This is a genomic window from Pseudomonas sp. 3296, assembly GCF_031456615.1.
Taxonomy (GTDB): Bacteria; Pseudomonadota; Gammaproteobacteria; order Pseudomonadales; family Pseudomonadaceae; genus Aquipseudomonas; species Aquipseudomonas mucoides.
The window spans coordinates 136,318-151,699 of the sequence record NZ_JAVDUY010000008.1; the positions used below are offsets into that span (position 1 = coordinate 136,318).

At 60.4% G+C, this 15,382-nt stretch carries 14 protein-coding genes; 12 read left to right on the forward strand and 2 right to left on the reverse strand.

Features of this window, described 5'->3' with window-relative positions; translation table 11 throughout:
* Positions 1–56: 56 nt before the first annotated feature.
* Genes J2X66_RS22510 through J2X66_RS22525 form a run of 4 tightly spaced genes read left to right on the forward strand, consistent with a single transcriptional unit; the run spans position 57 to position 4,421 of the window.
* Positions 57–527: a (2Fe-2S)-binding protein gene (locus J2X66_RS22510; RefSeq protein WP_027924030.1), complete on the forward strand. Its 471-nt coding sequence runs from the start codon at positions 57–59 to the stop codon at positions 525–527.
* On the forward strand, positions 524–2,845 hold the full coding sequence (locus tag J2X66_RS22515; protein WP_310268694.1) for a xanthine dehydrogenase family protein molybdopterin-binding subunit: 2,322 nt from the start codon (positions 524–526) through the stop codon (positions 2,843–2,845). The genes J2X66_RS22510 and J2X66_RS22515 overlap by 4 nt, the downstream gene beginning before the upstream one ends.
* A complete protein-coding gene (locus J2X66_RS22520; protein ID WP_310268697.1) occupies positions 2,845–3,828 on the forward strand; it encodes an XdhC family protein in 984 nt (327 codons plus the stop codon). Before J2X66_RS22515 ends, J2X66_RS22520 begins: the two co-directional genes overlap by 1 nt.
* Positions 3,825–4,421 (forward strand): nucleotidyltransferase family protein, encoded by a 597-nt coding sequence (locus tag J2X66_RS22525; RefSeq protein ID WP_310268700.1) that lies wholly within the window; start codon positions 3,825–3,827, stop codon positions 4,419–4,421. Before J2X66_RS22520 ends, J2X66_RS22525 begins: the two co-directional genes overlap by 4 nt.
* Positions 4,422–4,504: 83 nt before the next feature.
* Here J2X66_RS22525 and rne read toward each other — a convergent pair whose 3' ends face one another.
* On the reverse strand, positions 4,505–7,726 hold the full coding sequence (rne, locus tag J2X66_RS22530) for a ribonuclease E (RefSeq protein ID WP_310268703.1): 3,222 nt from the start codon (positions 7,724–7,726) through the stop codon (positions 4,505–4,507).
* A gap of 700 nt (positions 7,727–8,426) precedes the next feature.
* On the opposite strand from rne, the gene rluC reads away from it, so the two are divergent.
* Genes rluC through sppA form a run of 3 tightly spaced genes read left to right on the forward strand, consistent with a single transcriptional unit; the run spans position 8,427 to position 11,052 of the window.
* Positions 8,427–9,389 (forward strand): 23S rRNA pseudouridine(955/2504/2580) synthase RluC, encoded by a 963-nt coding sequence (rluC, locus tag J2X66_RS22535; RefSeq protein ID WP_027924035.1) that lies wholly within the window; start codon positions 8,427–8,429, stop codon positions 9,387–9,389.
* Positions 9,376–10,038: an HAD-IA family hydrolase gene (locus J2X66_RS22540; RefSeq protein WP_310268706.1), complete on the forward strand. Its 663-nt coding sequence runs from the start codon at positions 9,376–9,378 to the stop codon at positions 10,036–10,038. The genes rluC and J2X66_RS22540 overlap by 14 nt, the downstream gene beginning before the upstream one ends.
* Before the next feature lie 24 nt (positions 10,039–10,062).
* A complete protein-coding gene (gene sppA / locus J2X66_RS22545; protein ID WP_310268708.1) occupies positions 10,063–11,052 on the forward strand; it encodes a signal peptide peptidase SppA in 990 nt (329 codons plus the stop codon).
* Between the two features lie 66 nt (positions 11,053–11,118).
* Here the strand turns inward: sppA and J2X66_RS22550 are convergent, their stop codons facing one another.
* Positions 11,119–11,697, reverse strand: coding sequence for a nucleoside triphosphate pyrophosphatase (locus J2X66_RS22550; RefSeq protein ID WP_310268710.1), 579 nt, complete (start codon positions 11,695–11,697; stop codon positions 11,119–11,121).
* A gap of 106 nt (positions 11,698–11,803) precedes the next feature.
* Between J2X66_RS22550 and J2X66_RS22555 the strand changes: the two genes are divergently transcribed.
* The 5 genes from J2X66_RS22555 (at position 11,804) to fabG (ending at position 15,366) form a co-directional block, all read left to right on the forward strand.
* A complete protein-coding gene (locus tag J2X66_RS22555; protein ID WP_004371317.1) occupies positions 11,804–12,331 on the forward strand; it encodes a YceD family protein in 528 nt (175 codons plus the stop codon).
* Between the two features lie 13 nt (positions 12,332–12,344).
* A complete protein-coding gene (gene rpmF / locus J2X66_RS22560; protein ID WP_003179396.1) occupies positions 12,345–12,527 on the forward strand; it encodes a 50S ribosomal protein L32 in 183 nt (60 codons plus the stop codon).
* A gap of 4 nt (positions 12,528–12,531) precedes the next feature.
* Positions 12,532–13,542, forward strand: coding sequence for a phosphate acyltransferase PlsX (gene plsX, locus J2X66_RS22565; protein ID WP_310268713.1), 1,011 nt, complete (start codon positions 12,532–12,534; stop codon positions 13,540–13,542).
* A gap of 125 nt (positions 13,543–13,667) precedes the next feature.
* Positions 13,668–14,606: an ACP S-malonyltransferase gene (gene fabD, locus J2X66_RS22570; protein ID WP_310268715.1), complete on the forward strand. Its 939-nt coding sequence runs from the start codon at positions 13,668–13,670 to the stop codon at positions 14,604–14,606.
* 16 nt (positions 14,607–14,622) lie between these two features.
* On the forward strand, positions 14,623–15,366 hold the full coding sequence (gene fabG / locus J2X66_RS22575) for a 3-oxoacyl-ACP reductase FabG (protein ID WP_027924041.1): 744 nt from the start codon (positions 14,623–14,625) through the stop codon (positions 15,364–15,366).
* Positions 15,367–15,382 lie beyond the last annotated feature (16 nt).

Below are 15,382 nucleotides of genomic sequence, written 5' to 3' on the forward strand. Positions count from 1 at the left end.
AAGATCCCACGGCAGATTGCTCGACCCCATAACCCAAGATCTATGCGGGCGTGCCCATGATTACCCTGAAACTCAACGGTCAAGACCATCCACTCGACGTCACCGAGGACATGCCGCTGCTCTGGGCGATCCGCGACGTGGCCGGTTACAACGGCACCAAATTCGGCTGCGGCATGGGCCTGTGCGGTGCCTGCACGATTCACATCGACGGATCACCGGCGCGCAGTTGCATCACGCCGATTGGTTCGGTGGTCGGGCAAAACGTCACCACCATCGACAACCTGCACGCCGACCCGGTCGGGCAAGTGGTCCAGCAAGCCTGGCTCGACACCGCCGTGGCCCAGTGCGGTTTTTGCCAGGGCGGGCAGATCATGTCGGCGACGGCGCTGCTCAAGACCAACCCCAATCCGACGGATGCGCAGATCGAAGAGGCGATGGTCGGCAACATTTGCCGCTGCGGGACCTATAACCGCATCAAGACGGCTATCCGCCAGGCTTCCACTCACTTGAAGGAGGCCAAGGCATGAGCCCGTTACTGAATGATTTTGCCCTGAGTAACTTCAGCCGCCGCGGTTTCCTCAAAGGGGTCGGTGCCACCAGTGCCTTGGTGCTGGCGGCCAGCTGGGGCTGGCAGGACGTTTTCGCTGAAGAGGCCTCGAAGAAGTTCGGCGCCGACGGCATGCCCCACGGCGCGATTGATGATCCCAAGGTCTACGTCAGCATCGCCGCCGATGGCACGGTGACCGTGGTCTGCAACCGTTCGGAAATGGGCCAGGGCGTACGCACCAGCCTGACGATGGTGGTGGCCGATGAACTGGACGCTGACTGGGCGATGGTGAAGGTGCAACAGGCGCCGGGCGATGAAGTGCGTTTTGGCAACCAGGACACCGACGGTTCACGCAGTATGCGTCACTGGTACGAGCCTATGCGTCGCTGCGGTGCCGCAGCGCGCACTATGCTCGAACAGGCCGCTGCCGAGCAGTGGAAGGTGCCGGTCGCCGAGTGCCATGCGCAATTGCACAAAGTCATCCATAAACCGACCGGTCGTGAATTGGGCTACGGCGCATTGGCCGTGACGGCCGGTGCGCTGGCGGTGCCCGCGCGCGACAGCGTGCGGCTCAAGGATCCGTCGCAGTTTCGCTACATCGGCAAGGAAGGCACCAAAGCCATCGACGGTGCCGACATCGTCAACGGCCGCGCCATTTACGGCGCCGACGTGCATTTCGACGGCATGCTCTACGCCACCATTGCGCGCCCGGCGGTGTACGGCGGCAAGGTCAAATCCGTCGACTCCAGCGCCGCGCTGAAAGTCCCCGGCGTAATGAAGGTCCTGCAGATCGAAGGCAGCCCACTGCCGTCCGAATTCCAACCGTTGGGTGGCGTGGCCGTGGTGGCCAGCAACACCTGGGCTGCGATCAAAGGCCGCGAGGCGCTGAAGATCGAGTGGGATGACGGCCCGAACGCCAGTTATGACTCGATTGCCTATCGCAAGGAACTCGAAGCTGCGTCCCTCAAGCCCGGGAAAGTGGTGCGCAATACCGGCAGCATCGACGACGCGATGAAGAGCGCCGACAGCACTCTCGAAGCGTCTTATTACCTGCCGCACCTGGCGCAGGCACCGATGGAACCGATGGTCGCCATTGCCCGCTTCAAGGACGGTGTCTGCGAAGCCTGGGGGCCGAGTCAGGCACCGCAGGTCACCCGTACACGGATTGGCGAACGCCTTGGCGTTCCGTTCGATAACGTTACGTTTAATGTCACCTTGCTCGGCGGCGGTTTTGGTCGAAAGTCCAAGCCTGACTTCATCATTGAAGCGGCAATCCTCGCCAAAGAGTTCCCCGGCAAGGCCGTGCGGGTGCAATGGACCCGTGAAGACGACATCCACTGTTCCTATTTCCACACCGTGTCGGCCGAGTACCTCAAAGCCAGCCTGAACAAGGACGGCCTGCCCTCCGGCTGGCTGCACCGTACCGTGGCCCCGAGTATCACCGCGCTGTTTGCACCGGGCATGAACCACGAGGCAGCGTTTGAACTGGGCATGGGGTTCACCAACATGGCCTACGCGATTCCCAACGTGCGCCTGGAAAACCCGGAGGCGACGGTGCATACCCGCGTCGGCTGGTACCGCTCGGTGTCGAACATCCCCCATGGTTTTGCGATTCAGAGCTTCGTCGATGAACTGGCACACAAGGCCGGTCAGGATCCGCTCAAGTACCAGATCAAGTTGCTTGGCCCAGACCGTCAGATCGATCCACGCACGCTGAGTGAAGAGTGGAACTACGGCGAATCTCCCGAGCGCTATCCGATCGATACAGGCCGCCTGCGCACGGTGCTGGAAACCGCCGCGAAAGCCGCGGGTTGGGGACGTGAATTGCCCAAGGGCCGAGGCTTGGGGCTGGCGGTGCATTACAGCTTCGTCACCTATGTGGCGGCGGTGATCGAGGTCGAAGTCAAAGATGACGGCACGTTGATCGTGCACAAGGCAGATATTGCCGTGGATTGCGGGCCGCAGATCAACCCCGAACGCATCCGCTCTCAGTTCGAGGGCGCCTGCGTCATGGGCCTGGGCAATGCGGTGCTGGGGGAAATCAGCTTCAAGGACGGCAAGGTCCAGCAGGACAACTTCCACATGTACGAAGTGGCGCGCATGTCCCTGGCGCCCAAGGAAGTCGCGGTGCATCTGGTCACCCCGCCAGGTGTTGTTCCCTTGGGCGGTGTCGGTGAGCCGGGCGTGCCGCCGATTGCGCCGGCGTTGTGCAACGCGATCTTCGCCGCCACCGGCAAGCGCATCCGTAACCTGCCGGTTCGCTATCAGCTGCAAGGTTGGCAGAAGGCGCAAGCCTGATGGACAGCGTCGATCTGAATGTCCTGCGCAGCGTGCTCGAATGGCGCCTGGCGGGTCAGCGGGTGGTGCTGTACAGCGTGGTTCAGACCTGGGGCACCGCGCCCCGGGCACCTGGCGCCATGCTGGCCTTGCGTGAAGATGGCGTGGTGATTGGTTCGGTCTCGGGCGGTTGTGTCGAGGATGACCTGATTGCCCGGCTGCACGACGGGCGTATCCCGCCCGACGGGCCGTCGGTGCAGTTGGTCACCTACGGCGTCACTCGCGAGGAGGCCGCACGGTTTGGTTTGCCGTGCGGCGGCACGTTGCGTCTGACTGAGGAGCGGGTCGGCGATCCGGCTTGGGTCGCTGAGTTGCTGGTGCGCTGCGAGGCCCATGAAATTGTTGCTCGCTCGCTTGATGTCGCGACCGGTGAAGTGGTGTTGCAGTCAGCGAACAAGGCGGATGTGCTGAGTTTTGATGGCAATACTCTGCGCGCGATTTATGGTCCTCGTTGGCGCCTGTTGTTGATCGGCGCGGGGCAATTGTCCCGTTACGTCGCCGAGATGGCGCGGTTACTTGATTTCGAAGTGTTGATCTGCGATCCGCGCACCGAGTTTGTTTATGGGTGGGAAGAGCAGCACGGTCGTTTTGTCTCGGGCATGCCGGATGAGGCAGTGCTGAATATTCAGACCGACGAACGCACAGCCATTGTCGCCCTGACTCATGATCCTCGCCTGGATGACATGGCGCTGCTCACGGCGCTGGATTCCAAGGCTTTTTATGTCGGCGCGCTGGGTTCGCGGGTCAACAGCCTGAAACGCCGGGAAAACCTCGCCGAACTGGGCTTGTCGCCAGACGCTATCGCGCGTCTGCATGGCCCGGTCGGGTTGCACATTGGCAGCCACAGTCCGGCGGAAATCGCCTTGTCACTGATGGCCGAAATCGTGGCGATCAAGAACGGTGTTGAACTCAAGCAAAAGAAGCCGTTGCAGGAGGCTGTATGAGTGAATCCATCGGCGTCATCGTGCTGGCGGCGGGGCAGGGCAGTCGTTTTCGCCAGGTGGCGGGGGCTGAGAAAGACAAGTTGTTGGCCGACTGCTCGGGGCGCGACGGTGCGGTTCGTTCGGTGATCGAGCAGGTGTTAGTGAGTCTGCCCGCGACGATAGAAAGGCGCGTGCTGGTGACGACAGCGGATCGTCCGCAGGTGACTCGCATGGCTAAAGCGTATGGCTGCGAGATTGTGTTGATCGATTCGACGGGCATGGGCGACAGCATTGCGGCGGGGGTGTCGGCGTGTCCGCAGCTGGATGGCTGGTTGATTGTGCTGGGGGATATGCCGTTTGTCCTGTCTTCGACGGTAGAGAACGTGCTGGCGGGTGTGGCTGATGATGCGATCAGCGTGCCGGTGCTGGAGGGAGAGTTTGGGCATCCGGTGGGGTTTGGTCGCAGCTTTGGACCGGGGTTGATGGGGTTGTCGGGTGATCGAGGGGCTAAGCCGCTGTTTGCGCAGGGCAGGGTGGTTGAGGTGGTGGTGGATGATCCCGGAATACTGTGGGACGTCGATGTGCCTGAATCACTGACCTTCAGACCTGCATAAATCCCTGTAGGAGTGCGGTGATGTTCGGCGGCATAAAAAAGCCCCGCCTGGGTGACCAGGCGGGGCTTTTTATGGCCTAGGCGTTAGACGAGAGGTTTAGGCTCGTGCTCTTTTTCCTGGGCTTGTTCGTGTTGCTCTACGGCTTCCTGAACGGAGCGCGGTGCTTCTTCGATGACCGACTCGGCAACAGGTGCCGCTTCGACCACTTCAGCAACAACCGGAGCCGGTTCGGCAGCGACAGGCGCTTCAACCGGTGCAGCAGCGGCGGCCAGTTCGGCTTCCTTTTGCAGACGCTCGGCTTCACGCTTGCGACGACGCACTTCACGCGGGTCGTTCGGCGCACGGCCGCTTGGCGTCAGGGCACTGACCGGGGCTGCTTCTACGGCTGGTTCAGCCACTTCGGCAACAACCGGAGCCGGTGCTTCAACGACTGGAGCCGGTTCGGCAGCCACAACCACTGGCTCGGAAACCTTCGCTTCAACCACTTCAGCTTCAACCACTGGTGCAGGTGCTTCAACAGCAACCGGCTCGGCAACCCAGTTGAACGCGGTTTGTTCTTCACGAACTTCGCGGACAGCTTCGGTCACGGTTTCAGTGACAGTTTCGGCAGCAGGCTCGGCAGCCACCACTGGCTCGGCGACAACAGTCGCTTCAACCACCGGTTGGGCTTCTTCACGAACAAACGCTTCACGAACCGGAGCCACTTCGATTTCCGGCGCGGCGGTTGCTTCGACCGGAGTCGTTGCTTCAACCACTGGCGCTTCAACCTGAGCCGTTTCCTGAACGGATGCCGTGGCGCGTTCAGCTTGCTCGTGAGCCTGTGCTTCAGCCGGTGCGCTGATCACGGTGCTGGCAACGGCTGCGGTAACAGCCAGGCCGGCGGCCAGATCAGCAGTGCTTGGCGCTTCGTTGCTTTCGCCAGCTTCGTTACCTTCGGATTCCTCCGAACCTTCGATCACGTTGCCGTTGGCATCGCGTTGACGCTCGCGACGGTTGCTGCGACGACGCTGGCCACGGGAGCGGCGGCGTGGACGATCGCCTTCGGCGCCTTCCTGGCCGTCTTCCTGCAGTTGCTCTTCGTTGCCGGTCAACTCTTCTTCAGCAACGGCGGCAACCGCTTGTTCAGCACGAGGTTGACGCTCTTCACGCGGTGGGCGTGGAGCACGTTCTTCACGTGGCTGGCGAGCCGGACGCTCTTCAGCGGTAGCCGTTGCAGCAGCGGCCGGAGCAGCATCCAGAGGCTCGCGCAGTTCACGAACCGGACGCTCTTCACGATCGCCACGTGGCTTGCGGTCTTCGCGTGGGGCGCGCGGTGCACGTTCTTCACGAGGGGCACGTGGTGCGCGCTCTTCACGTGGAGCACGTTCTTCGCGGGCTACGGCCGGGGTTTCTTCGCGGGCTTCGCGTGGCTCACGGGGGGCGCGCTCTTCACGCGGTGCACGTTCCTCACGAGGCTTGCGTTCTTCATCGCGGCGACCATTACGGTTACGGCTCTGTTGACGACCGTTGCGACGCTCTTCGTTACGCGGCGGACGCTCGGTGGTCGCTGGTTTTTCAACCACAACCGGAGCAGCAGGCTCTTCCTTGGTCGCGAACAGGCTGACCAGCGACTTCACCAGGCCTTTGAACAGGCTTGGCTCAGGCGCGGCAACCGGGGCGGCCATTGGCGCAGCAGTGACGACTTCGGTCGGAACCGGAGCGTTGGCACGAGCCGGAGCAGTCTTGACCGCGGCTTCCTGGCGAACCAGGGTGCGGGTCGCAGCGGCTGGCTGGACTTCTTCGACTTCGGCAGCGGCAGCAGCGATTTCATAGCTGGACTGGCCGACAGCGGCTTCCGGGCTGTCATCGCGCAGACGCTGAACTTCGAAGTGCGGCGTTTCGAGGTGATCGTTTGGCAGAATGACGATGCGGGCTCGGGTGCGCAGTTCGATCTTGGTGATCGAGTTGCGTTTTTCGTTGAGCAGGAACGCGGCCACCGGGATCGGCACTTGAGCGCGAACTTCGGCGGTGCGGTCTTTCAGGGCTTCTTCTTCGATCAGACGCAGGATCGCCAGCGACAGCGATTCAACATCACGGATGATGCCGGTGCCGTTGCAACGCGGGCAAACGATGCCGCTGCTTTCGCCCAGGGATGGACGCAGGCGCTGACGGGACATTTCCAGCAGGCCGAAGCGCGAGATGCGACCGACTTGCACGCGAGCGCGGTCGGCTTCCAGGCATTCGCGGACTTTCTCTTCCACGGCGCGCTGGTTCTTGGCAGGGGTCATGTCGATGAAGTCAATGACGATCAGGCCGCCGATGTCGCGCAAGCGCAACTGACGGGCGATTTCTTCGGCGGCTTCAAGGTTGGTCTGCAGGGCGGTTTCTTCGATGTCGCTGCCTTTGGTGGCGCGTGCCGAGTTGATGTCGATGGACACCAGGGCTTCGGTCGGATCGATAACGATGGAGCCGCCGGAAGGCAGTTCAACGACGCGCTGGAAAGCGGTCTCGATCTGGCTTTCGATCTGGAAACGGTTGAACAGCGGAACGCTGTCTTCGTAGAGCTTGATCTTGCTGGCGTACTGCGGCATCACCTGGCGGATGAAGGTCAGGGCTTCGTCCTGGGCTTCAACGCTGTCGATCAGCACTTCGCCGATGTCCTGGCGCAGGTAATCGCGGATGGCGCGGATGATCACGTTGCTTTCCTGGTAGATCAGGAATGGCGCGGAACGATCCAGCGAAGCTTCTTTGATGGCGGTCCAGAGTTGCAGCAGGTAATCGAGGTCCCACTGCATTTCTTCGCTGCTGCGGCCAAGGCCGGCAGTGCGCACGATCAGACCCATGTCGGCCGGGGCAACCAGACCGTTCAGGGCTTCACGCAGTTCGTTGCGCTCTTCACCTTCGATGCGACGGGAGATACCGCCGGCACGCGGGTTGTTCGGCATCAGAACGAGGTAACGACCGGCCAGGCTGATGAAGGTGGTCAGGGCTGCGCCCTTGTTGCCACGTTCTTCTTTTTCGACCTGAACGATGACTTCCTGGCCTTCGCTCAGGACGTCCTTGATGTTGACGCGGCCTTCGGGGGCTTTCTTGAAGTATTCGCGGGAGATTTCTTTGAGGGGCAGGAAGCCGTGGCGCTCGGAGCCGAAATCGACAAAGGCAGCCTCAAGGCTTGGTTCGATGCGAGTAATCCGGCCTTTATAGATGTTGGCCTTCTTCTGCTCGCGTGCACCGGATTCGATGTCCAGGTCGTAGAGGCGTTGGCCATCTACCAGTGCAACACGCAACTCTTCGGGTTGAGTTGCGTTAATCAGCATTCTTTTCATGTAGTACCGTCGGTTTCCGGGCTGCCGGAAACGGCGTTCGGCACACACGACTTCTCACGGTCGGTGTCAGGTGCGTCAGGAGTGGTTGGCCACTCCAGTGTCTAGCGAACCCCGACCAATTGGGCCGGTGTCGCGACGTACGCGTCCTGCTTGCTGTGGCTACTTAAGCACTCAGTCAGGAGGAGGAATCAACCAGCGGCTGTGGACGAGATGAAGCGTCTTGATAAAGCCTATTGCTACACAGTCCAGCGGTTGTGCATCTCCACCCTACACGTATCCCTGATAATTCGGGTGCTGCCGCGCGCAGAATCCGCAGCGGGTTGGCATTTACCGTGAGCTCCGAAGGGGGAGGTCACGCATCATGGCTAATTTAGGCGTTGTTTCCGAAGCGTTCGCTCAGGGTCGTTCGTGGCTGACTGCACTTTGTGAACTGGCCGTGAATATTTGCTCGCAAGGCGAGTTAAAACTCTGCTTTGCGGCTTGATTCAGGCCTCATGTCACCTGCGCTCGTTACAGCTGCAAACTCCACCGTTACGTAGCGAAAGCCCCGTAGGACGGCCTCGCGTCCTGGTGAATTGCGTTGGTCAGGGCCGGTTTTTGACCGTTGGTCCGCTGTCCAGGCCGCTTTTGGCGGCGTTCGCGACTATAGCAGCAATGATTAAGTGCTTCAATTCCATAAAAAATTGTTATCATCCGCGCCATGACGACTACAACCCCTTCGACCCCAGCCGTACAACTGCTGGAGGTCTCGCCGGAATATGCCGGCCAACGTATTGATAACTTCCTTCTCGCTCGGCTCAAAGGCGTGCCCAAGACCTTGATTTACCGCATTTTGCGCAAAGGCGAAGTGCGTGTGAACAAAGGTCGGATCAAGCCCGAATACAAGCTGCAGGCGGGCGATATCGTGCGCGTGCCGCCGGTTCGCGTGCCTGAGCGCGACGAGCCGGTGCCGCTGGCCCAAGGCCTGCTGCAACGCCTCGAAGCCTCGATTGTCTTCGAAGACAAAGCGCTGATCGTGATCAACAAGCCTTGCGGCATTGCGGTTCATGGCGGCAGCGGCCTGACTTACGGGGTGATCGAAGCCTTTCGTCAGTTGCGTCCTGATTGCAAGGAGCTGGAACTGGTTCACCGTCTCGACCGTGATACCTCCGGCCTGCTGATGATCGCCAAGAAGCGCAGCATGTTGCGCCATTTGCACACGGCATTGCGCGGCGATGGCGTCGACAAGCGCTACATGGCGCTGGTCCGTGGTAACTGGGCTGCTTCGATCAAGCAGGTTCGTGCGTCGCTGGGCAAGAGCAATCTGCGCTCCGGCGAGCGCATGGTCGAAGTCGACGAGGAGGAGGGGAAGGAATCGGTGACCGTGTTCAAGGTCCTGCGCCGCTTCGGCGACTTTGCCACCCTGATCGAAGCCAAGCCGATCACCGGCCGGACTCACCAGATCCGCGTCCATACCCTGCACGCCGGACATAGCATTGCCGGCGATACCAAGTATGGCGACGAAGGTTTCAGCAAGGAAATCCGCGATCTGGGCGGCAAGCGCCTGTTCTTGCACGCCTATATGCTGACCGTGCCGCTGCCGGATGGTAGCGAGCTGAAATTGCAGGCGCCTGTGGATGAGATGTGGTCCAAGACCGTGGAGCGACTGAGTGCGCCACTCTGATTACAAGCTGCTGATTTTCGATTGGGATGGCACGTTGGCCGACTCCATTGGTCGGATTGTGGAGGCGATGCATGTCGCCTCCGAGCGCTCCGGATTTCAGTTGCGTGATGATTTTGCCGTCAAGGGCATCATCGGCCTGGGTTTGCCTGAGGCGATTCGCACCTTGTATCCGGAGATTGGCGATACCGAGCTTGTAGCGTTCCGTCAGCACTATGCCGATCACTACATCGCCGCCGAGGCTGTGCCTTCGCCGTTGTTCGAAGGTGTCGTCGAGTCGATGGAGGCGTTTCGTGCCGAGGGTTATCATCTGGCTGTGGCGACCGGCAAGGCCCGTCGCGGACTGGATCGGGTGCTGAAATCCCACGGCTGGGAGGATTATTTCGATATCACTCGTGCCGCTGACGAAACCGCCAGCAAGCCGCATCCGCTGATGCTTGAGCAGATTCTCGCGCATTGCGAGGTCCGCCCCGAGCAGGCGCTGATGGTCGGCGATTCGTCCTTCGACTTGCAGATGGCGCGCAACGCCGGCATGGACTCGGTGGCGGTCAGCTACGGCGCGCAATCGATCGAGGCGTTGAAGTTGTTCGGGCCTGCGCTGGCTATTGATCGTTTTTCAGAATTGCATGCCTGGCTGAATCAGCGGGCTTAACCGGTTTTTGCTGGGGTAGATGTTATGACCGACGAATGGAAAGCGCCCGCCAAGGCGAGCGTAGAGAGCGGTGACGAAAAAAGCTGGAAGCTGCTGGAAAAGACCTTGCTGGCCGGCGTGCAGGAACAGCGCCGCTCCCGTCGCTGGGGGATTTTCTTCAAGTTGCTGACGTTCGTGTACCTGTTTGTGGCGCTGATCCTGTTCACGCCGCTGATGGACATGGAAAAGAGTGCGACCCGCAGCTCCAGCTACACCGCATTGATCGACGTGGTTGGCATGATTGCCGACAAAGAGTCGGCCAGTGCTGACAACATCGTCGGCAGCCTGCGTGCGGCCTTCGAGGACGACAAGGTCAAGGGCATCATTCTGCGCATCAACAGCCCGGGCGGCAGTCCGGTTCAGTCGGGTTATGTGTATGACGAAATCGTTCGTCTGCGTGCCCTGCATCCGCAGATCAAGGTGTACGCGGTGATCTCGGATCTGGGCGCGTCCGGTGCCTACTACATCGCCAGTGCGGCGGATCAGATCTACGCCGACAAGGCGAGCCTGGTGGGGTCCATTGGTGTAACGGCGGCCGGCTATGGCTTTGTCGGCACCATGGAGAAGCTGGGTGTGGAGCGCCGGACGTATACGTCTGGCGAGCACAAGTCGTTCCTTGATCCGTTCCAGCCGCAGAAGCCTGAGGAAACCCAGTTCTGGCAGGGTGTGCTGGACACCACGCACCAGCAGTTCATCAACAGCGTGAAGAAGGGGCGTGGCGATCGCCTCAAGGATAAAGAGCATCCGGAGCTGTTCTCCGGATTGATCTGGAGCGGTGAGCAGGCGCTGCCGCTCGGTCTGATCGATGGCCTGGGCAATGCCAGTTCGGTGGCCCGTGACGTGATTGGCGAGAAGGAGCTGGTGGACTTCACCGTTCAGGAATCGCCGTTCGATCGTTTCTCGAAAAAGCTTGGTGCCAGCGTTGCCGAGCAATTGGCGATGTGGATGGGCTTTCACGGTCCATCGATGCGCTGATACTGAGGCAGCATAAAAACCGGCCCAAGTGGCCGGTTTTTTATGCCTGCGCGGTCCTTGTAGCAGTTAGGGGATTTGCACGCCTTCGGCCAGCAGCATGTCGATCAGGCGAATCAGCGGCAGGCCGATCAGGCTGGTGGCATCAGGGCCTTCGGTGCTTTGAAACAGGCTCACCCCCAAACCTTCGGCCTTGAAGCTGCCAGCGCAGTCGTAGGGCTGCTCGGCGCGCAGGTAGCGTTCGATGCATGCCTGATCCAGCGTTCGCATGTGGACGGTGAACGGTACGCAATCGACCTGGCATTCACCGGTCTGGCTGTTGAGCAGCGCCAGGCCGGTGAGGAAGGTCACGCTGGCGCCGCTCGCGGCCAGCAGTTGTTCGCGGGCGTTTTCGAAAGTGTGAGGTTTGCCGATAATGCGGTCGCCGAGTACCGCGACCTGATCGGAGCCGATGATCAGATGAGCGGTATGGCTGCCCGAAAGCGCCTGGGCTTTTTCTTTGGCCAGGCGTTTGACCAACTCGATGGCCGGCTCGCCCGGTCGGTGGCTTTCGTCGATATCCGGCGAGCTGCAGGTGAATGGCAGCTGCAAGCGAGCCAGCAATTCCCGGCGATACATCGAGCTTGAAGCGAGTAATAAAGGCAGCATGCGCAACTCCAAAAGTCAGGTGCGAATTCTAGCGGAGGCTTGCAAGTGACGGACAGGGCTGAATTTCCTTTGACATGGCTGGGTGCATCCCTATAATGCTGCGCCTATGTTGAATGACCCGATTCCACCTCACGTTGACCCGCGCAAATTGGCTGACCGTGGCACCACCCTTCAAGGTGAACTGCTGCTGGCCGATTTGGAGAGACTCTGCGACCCGCTTTCCGACACTGTCGGTACGGTGCAGGCTAAATTCGTTTTTGAACGAGATGAACGTAAATCTGTGGTCATCCACAGCTTTATCGACACCGAGGTCAAAATGGTTTGCCAGCGTTGTCTTGAGCTGGTCACCCTGCCGATCCATAGCGAATGCAGTTATGCTGTGGTGAAGGAGGGTGCGAATACCCAGTCGTTGCCGAAAGGTTATGACGTGCTGGAACTGGGCGAAGATCCATTGGATCTGCAGTCACTGATCGAGGAGGAGCTTCTGCTCGCCTTGCCCATTGTGCCTGCTCATCATCCGGAAGAATGCCAGCAGCCGGCGGGTCTCGATGAGCCCGAACCGAGCGAGGACGAGGTAACGCGGTCCAACCCGTTCAGTGTATTGGCGCAGTTAAAGCGTGACCCAAACGTTTAGGAGTTAATCAATTATGGCTGTTCAGCAGAACAAAAAATCCCGCTCCGCCCGTGACATGCGTCGTTCGCACGACGCTCTCGAGGCTAGCACCCTGTCTGTAGAAAAAACCACCGGTGAAGTTCACCTGCGTCACCACGTATCGCCAGAAGGCGTATACCGTGGCCGTAAAGTGATCGACAAGGGCGCTGACGAGTAATCACTTGTCCGCTCAAGTCATCGCGATTGACGCAATGGGCGGGGACTTCGGTCCCCGCAGCATTGTTCAGGCCAGCCTTGCTTGCCTGTCTGCTACACCCTCGCTGCACCTGACCCTCGTCGGTCAACCTTCCCTACTTGAAGAATTGCTCTCTGGCCAATCGGTTGTGGATCGTTCGCGCCTGTCGATCGTGCCGGCGTCCGAAGTCATTACCATGGACGAAAAGCCTGCGCAGGCCCTGCGTGGCAAGCCTGATTCGTCGATGCGCGTGGCGCTGGAGTTGCTGCGTGATGGCAAGGTCCAGGCCTGTGTCAGTGCCGGCAATACCGGTGCGCTGATGGCGTTGTCGCGGTTTGTGCTCAAGACCTTGCCGGGCATTGATCGTCCGGCGATGGTGGCGGCGATTCCGACACAGAAGGGCTATTGCCAGTTACTCGACCTGGGCGCCAACGTCGATTGCAGTGCCGAGCACTTGTTGCAGTTCGCCGTTATGGGTTCGGTGGCGGCGGAGACGCTTGGCATTGTTCGTCCGCGTGTTGCGCTGCTGAACATTGGCACCGAAGACATCAAGGGCAATCAGCAGGTCAAGCTGGCGGCCACGTTGTTGCAGGCAGCCCGGGGCATCAATTACATCGGTTTTGTCGAAGGTGACGGTTTGTACCGTGGCGAGGCGGATGTGGTGGTGTGTGACGGTTTTGTCGGCAATATCCTGCTCAAGTCCAGCGAGGGTCTGGCGACCATGATTGCCGGGCGCATCGAAGCCCTGTTCAGGAAAAACCTCGCCTCGAAAATGGTCGGCGCCCTGGCGCTGCCGTTGATGAAGCGTCTGCAAGCCGATCTCGCGCCTGCGCGGCACAACGGTGCCAGCTTCCTCGGTTTGCAGGGGATTGTGGTGAAGAGCCATGGTTCGGCGGGTGTGCAGGGCTTTCAGAGCGCCATTTCCCGTGCGCTGATCGAGATTCAGGAAAACTTGCCGGAGCGGATACACGGTCGTCTGGAGGATTTGTTGCTTTAGGCGTTTTCGTCGGACAATGCTTAAATGTGACCGCTCAGTTTAATTGGCCATCCAACTGTCAGTTTCTTGCGTCCCCCAAGCGGGACGTCATTTCTCCGACGACAAGATCATTAGGGGCTCGTTACATGTCTGCTTCCCTCGCATTCGTCTTTCCAGGACAGGGTTCGCAGTCCCTCGGCATGCTGGCCGAGTTGGGCGCGCAACATCCGGTTGTCCTCGAAACATTCAAAGAAGCTTCCGATGCTCTGGGTTACGACCTGTGGGCGCTGACCCAGCAAGGGCCGGAAGAACAACTCAATCAAACCGATAAAACCCAGCCGGCCATTCTGACTGCCTCGATCGCCTTGTGGCGTCTGTGGCTGGCTGAAGGTGGCGCGCGCCCGGCTTATGTTGCCGGTCACAGCCTGGGCGAATACAGCGCCCTGGTCGCTGCAGGCAGCTTGAGTCTGGGTGATGCCGTGAAGCTGGTTGAGCGTCGCGGTCAGTTGATGCAGGAAGCCGTTCCGGCCGGGCAGGGCGGTATGGCTGCGATCCTCGGCCTGGAAGATGCCGATGTGCTGGCAGCCTGCGCTGAAGCGGCGCAGGGCGAAGTGGTCAGCGCGGTAAACTTCAACTCCCCGGGCCAAGTGGTCATCGCCGGTGCCAGGGCGGCGGTCGAGCGCGCCATCGAAGGTTGCAAGACCCGTGGTGCCAAGCGCGCCATGCCATTGCCGGTCAGTGTACCGTCGCACTGTGAGCTGATGCGTCCGGCGGCCGAGCGTTTCGCCGAGTCCATTGCCGCCATCGATTGGCAGGCGCCGCAGATCCCTGTGGTACAGAACGTCAGCGCCAATGTGCCGGCCGATCTGGAAACCCTCAAGCGTGATCTGCTTGAGCAGCTCTACAAGCCCGTGCGCTGGGTTGAATCGGTCCAGGCCCTGGCTGCCAAGGGCGCGACCCAATTGGTCGAATGCGGTCCTGGCAAAGTGCTGGCCGGTCTGAACAAGCGTTGCGCCGAAGGCGTGTCGACATCCAACCTCAATACCCCAGACGCTTTCGCTGCCGCTCGTGCAGCGCTGGCCTGAATCAGGAGAAGCTTGCATGAGCCTGCAAGGTAAAGTTGCACTGGTCACCGGCGCGAGCCGTGGCATTGGCCAGGCCATCGCCCTGGAACTGGGTCGTCAGGGCGCCATCGTGATTGGCACCGCGACCTCCGCTTCCGGTGCCGAGCGAATCGCCGCGACCCTGAAAGAAAATGGTATTCAAGGCACGGGTCTTGAGCTGAACGTCACCAGCGATGAATCCGTTGCTGCGGTACTGGCGAGCATCACTGCACAGTTCGGTGCGCCGGCGATCCTGGTCAACAATGCCGGTATCACCCGCGATAACCTGATGATGCGCATGAAAGACGACGAGTGGCATGACGTTGTCGATACCAACCTGAACAGTCTGTTCCGCCTCTCCAAGGGCGTTTTGCGTGGCATGACCAAAGCCCGTTGGGGACGAATTATCAGTATTGGCTCTGTTGTGGGTGCCATGGGCAACGCAGGCCAAGTAAACTACGCAGCCGCCAAGGCCGGTCTGGAAGGTTTCAGCCGTGCACTGGCGCGTGAAGTCGGTTCGCGTTCGATTACGGTAAACTCGGTGGCCCCTGGGTTCATCGATACCGATATGACTCGCGAACTGCCCGAGGCACAGCGTGAAGCCTTGCAGACGCAGATTCCGCTGGGCCGTCTGGGACAAGCACAAGAGATCGCGTCTGTGGTCGCTTTTCTTGCGTCGGACGGTGCGGCTTACGTTACTGGGGCTACAATCCCGGTGAACGGCGGGATGTACATGAGTTAAATGTGACGGATCGCTT